This is a genomic window from Microcystis sp. M31BS1 (assembly GCF_020245285.1).
GTDB classification, from domain to species: Bacteria; Cyanobacteriota; Cyanobacteriia; order Cyanobacteriales; family Microcystaceae; genus Microcystis; species Microcystis panniformis.
Genome location: NZ_JADBVE010000322.1, coordinates 1 through 4,278 on the forward strand (window position 1 = coordinate 1; position 4,278 = coordinate 4,278).

Below are 4,278 nucleotides of genomic sequence, written 5' to 3' on the forward strand. Positions count from 1 at the left end.
ACTCAATTGTCTATCTTTTGGTATTAACCTGTTTGTGCCTTAAGTCCTTCCCTGTATGGATTTCAGCTACTTTTGAGCGTAGGCGCTCTCATCGAATTTTATTTTAAGTTAATTATTTGCATAACAATTCCCGAAGAGCCTCAGTTATCAGCTTTTGAAGGCAAGAGGCAAAAGACAGAATCTGACAATTCTCCTACCTAAAAAGAAGGTTAGAAACTAGGCACATCAAAGCTTTTAGCTATCCCCTGGAAAGGGAGGCTTGTTACCTCATTCTTGACGGGGAGCCATTCATGGTGTTAATATAATTTTGTCCCAGATCGCAACTATACATACATCAACGGTGATTGCCAAAAAGATTACTTTTTCTAATGGATTAGAATGTTACTACAGTAGTAGCAAAGAGGAAACAGAATACATTTTTTCGGAAATATTTACTGAAAGGCAATATGAAGGGCATGATATCGTCATCAAAGAAGGCGATGTGATCTTTGATGTTGGAGCCAACATTGGTCTATTCTCTATTTTTGTCAAGGGAGTTGAACCAACAGCAAAAGTTTTCGCCTTTGAGCCAATCAAGCCAACTTTTGAGGTTTTGCAAAAAAATATTCATTTGCATTCTTTAGAGGATGTTGTTTTATTTAACTGTGGATTAAGTTCGGAAAATAACCCAGCAAAAATCTTTACTTTTTATCCCAATATGTCTGCTAATTCAACCACAAAGCCAGAGGATACCTTGGCTGAATTAGAAGATATTCAAGTCGATCAGAATTCCCAAAAAATAGAAAATTTGTTTGAAGAGTTTTTCCAAGAAAAAGAACAAGTAGCCTGTGAAGTAAGAACTCTATCTTCCGTAATTAATGAACTCGGTATTGACTCCATCGATTTACTGAAAATTGATGTGGAAGGAGAAGAATACGAAGTATTTGAAAGCATCGAAGCTAAAGACTGGCCAAAAATTAAGCAAATAGTGGCTGAAATTCACGATCAAAAGGGGCGCTTAAAACAAATAAGCCAAATGCTGGCAGATAATGGCTTCAAAATTCAACTAGAAAAAAGAGACTTGCTACCTTCGACATTCGTGGATATTTTCCATTTATACGCTGTGCGTTAGGGGTTAAATTTTTATTGTCAAGGTTAATCTATTTTTCCAGAAAATTGGTTAATAACTGACTGAAACGTTGGGCAACAATCGGCGCATCAAATTCTGAAACTTTCGCTCTACCTGCCTTCCCTAAGGAACGAGCTTTTTCTGGATTGAGAAGCACTTCCGCTAATTTACTGGCTAAATCTTCGGCATCTAAGGGGTTGGCTAATAGACCTTGTACACCATCTTCAATCAACTCCGGTGTCGAGGAGGAACGACTGGCGACAATCGGTTTATAACTGGCCATAGCTTCAGCAAAAACTATACCAAATCCTTCTTGCAGACTAGGTAAACAAAAAACTTGACAATCAAGATATTCTTGGATCAGTTCTTGATAGGAAAGATAGCCGAGAAAAGTAACATTTTGCTCTAAATTGAGTTCTTGTGCCAGACGGCGTAAATTATTCCATTCAGGACCTTTGCTGGCAATTCTTACCTCTACATCGGGTATTTGACGGCGGAGAATTGCGGCGGCGCGGATCAAAGTGGCAACATTTTTGCGGGGATACTGGACACCGACACAAAACACCGTCGGCCTCCTCTGCTCGCGGTTTCTTTCCTCATACTTGACCGAGGCGACCGCTGCATCCCAACCTTTGAGATCAATTAGAGAGTGAACAATTTCGATATTGCCATCGTACTGATAAAGTTGCTTGAGTCTAGTACGCGAATACTCACTGGTAGAGATGACCAGATCAGCGCGATGGACGCTCACTTTCTCGGCCTTTGCCATCAATTCTAAGGAAGTTCGCACCCAACCCCCCTCAAAGGTAGCTTCATCGGCAATAATACCGTGAATATAAACAATAAAAGGGACTTTCAGGCGATCGCTGATGGCGTAACCATCCATATCGTAACCCACCACCACATCATAGTGGTCAAAGCGACGGGGATCGAGTTGCCAATTCCAAAGAAAACGATGAGCCATATAGCCTAACGGCCCCGATGCTTTGGCCGGCGAGAAGACATCAACCACATGACCCTGGGAGCGCAACTCGTTAGTCAGATGGATATTGGTGACGAAGGTACCACTTCCGCGCTTGACATTTTGGGGAGTTGCTGTGATGATTGCTATCTTCATTTTTTGTCAAAGTTTATGGCAGCGGTTGGATGATGATGGGAAAATTAGAACAAATAAGGTAGGCGGGAGTGGGTGCGAATCAAATCTTGATTTTCCCTGATAACATTCTCAAAATCTATGGACGAACGGATATCCTCGCGTCCGTTAGCTTTTTTCGTCAAAACGATGAAATGTCCCTATGGAGTATTAGGATGTTAGAAAACAAACGCAGATTGATTAATTATCCATAGGAAAGCGGTTATCAAAAATAACCGCTTCTGCAATTTTCCAAGAATCTCTTTAACGTTCGCGGCGACCGAAATTTTTGCGCTCACCGCGGCCACCACCGCCAAAATTATCTTCTTTGGGACGAGCTTTATTGACTTTCATCTGTCGTCCCATCCATTCGGCCCCGTCAAGAGTTTCGATCGCTTTTGCTTCTTCCTCATCGGAGGACATTTCCACAAAACCAAAACCGCGCATTTTACCCGTTTCCCGATCTACGGGCAAGTAAACGCGACTAACTGTGCCGTATTCAGCGAATACCTCTTTCAAGTCATCTGTCGTGACGTCATAAACCAGATTACCAACGTAAATCGTCATGGATTGTCTCCCAATATCACAGCCATTTCGAGAAGGAGATCGGACACAACCCAGTCAAGGCCATCAGGGAAAAACCACTTCTGTTTGAAACCAATGCTGCTACCGAACCTAACTACTCTCTCTAAACTAGCATAGCTGATCAGTGATCGGTGATCAGTAGGAGTAGGGAGTATTAAGTGAGCAGTATTACAAGGCGGTTTTCTGCTTTCTTTTCACTGATTACTGTTCACCGATAACTGATTAGGGTAGCCAAGGATATTGACTAAAATCGGGGGGACGTTTTTCGAGGAAAGCCTGTTTACCTTCGGCTCCTTCGGCGGTCATATAGTAGAGTAAAGTGGCATTGCCCGCTAACTCCTGTAAACCCGCTTGACCATCACAATCAGCATTAAAAGCCGATTTTAGGCAGCGAATCGCCAAGGGACTTTTTTCGAGAATTTCTAAGGACCATTTAATCCCTTCCCGCTCTAATTCCTCCACCGGGACGACATGGTTAACCAAACCCATTTCTAAAGCTTGTTGGGCGTTATACTGCCGACAGAGAAACCAAATCTCGCGAGCCTTTTTCTGACCGACCACCCGGGCTAGATAACTAGAGCCGAAACCGCCGTCAAAACTGCCCACTTTCGGACCGGTCTGGCCAAAAATGGCGTTATCCGCTGCTAAGGTTAAATCACAAACCAAGTGTAAAACATGACCGCCCCCGACCGCATAACCTGCCACCAGCGCGATAACTACCTTGGGGATGGAGCGAATTAATTTCTGTAAATCCAGCACATTGAGCCGGGGTACGCCATCATCGCCAATATAACCCGCCTGACCGCGCACCGTCTGATCGCCGCCGGAACAAAAAGCATATTTGCCGTCGCTGTGGGGACCTGCACCCGTGAGCAATACTACCCCAATGCGGGCATCCTCGCGAGCATCACAGAAAGCGTCGTAAAGCTCAAAAACTGTCTTCGGACGGAAGGCATTACGCTTATGGGGGCGATTTATAGTGATTTTGGCGATTCCCCCCCATTTATGGTAAAGAATATCCTCGTAGGTTTTTACGGATTGCCATTCAACGGTCATAGTCTCGGTTATCGGCACAGCTTTTTTACCTTACCTCATTTTGTCCCCCACTTTGAAGCCTGGAGCGCCAGAATAGGGGAATGGATAGTTGACGGACAAGGTTTAAAGCTGATTCCCTTCTTGATGTTTTCTGGGTAAGTACCTAGGCAAAATTATTTACACATGACGATCATTGCCCCGTAAGGGTTTTAGCTCGATCGGGCAGGTAATTAATTTTGCATGACTACTTATTTATTCAAAATAAGTAGCTGGTTATAATGGCTCTTCGGTTTGTGTTATGCAATGGACGGGGGATATAAGGGATGGAACCCTTATGTAGAAAAGCATTTGGCCATTTTTGTCAATTGTTTTTGATCTAGAGCGAACTAATCAATTAAATCTCTTACCAGATAAGGAT

General features: G+C 43.3%; 4 protein-coding genes. 1 reads left to right on the forward strand and 3 read right to left on the reverse strand.

Annotation, left to right across the window (positions count from 1 at the left end; all coding sequences use genetic code 11):
- Nucleotides 1–340: 340 nt before the first annotated feature.
- The gene (locus IM509_RS18385; protein ID WP_185238099.1) at nucleotides 341–1,111 is read left to right on the forward strand and encodes an FkbM family methyltransferase; all 771 of its coding nucleotides are present in this window, start codon (nucleotides 341–343) and stop codon (nucleotides 1,109–1,111) included.
- Nucleotides 1,112–1,139: 28 nt separating this feature from the next.
- Here IM509_RS18385 and IM509_RS18390 read toward each other — a convergent pair whose 3' ends face one another.
- From IM509_RS18390 to menB, 3 genes are all read right to left on the reverse strand, one after another.
- Nucleotides 1,140–2,225: a glycosyltransferase family 4 protein gene (locus IM509_RS18390; RefSeq protein WP_185238100.1), complete on the reverse strand. Its 1,086-nt coding sequence runs from the start codon at nucleotides 2,223–2,225 to the stop codon at nucleotides 1,140–1,142.
- Nucleotides 2,226–2,504: 279 nt separating this feature from the next.
- Nucleotides 2,505–2,807 carry an RNA-binding regulator gene (gene rbp, locus IM509_RS18395; protein ID WP_002759510.1) on the reverse strand — a complete coding sequence of 101 codons (303 nt, stop codon included), beginning with the start codon at nucleotides 2,805–2,807 and terminating at the stop codon, nucleotides 2,505–2,507.
- Between the two features lie 240 nt (nucleotides 2,808–3,047).
- Nucleotides 3,048–3,881: a 1,4-dihydroxy-2-naphthoyl-CoA synthase gene (gene menB, locus IM509_RS18400; RefSeq protein WP_043999569.1), complete on the reverse strand. Its 834-nt coding sequence runs from the start codon at nucleotides 3,879–3,881 to the stop codon at nucleotides 3,048–3,050.
- Nucleotides 3,882–4,278: the final 397 nt, after the last annotated feature.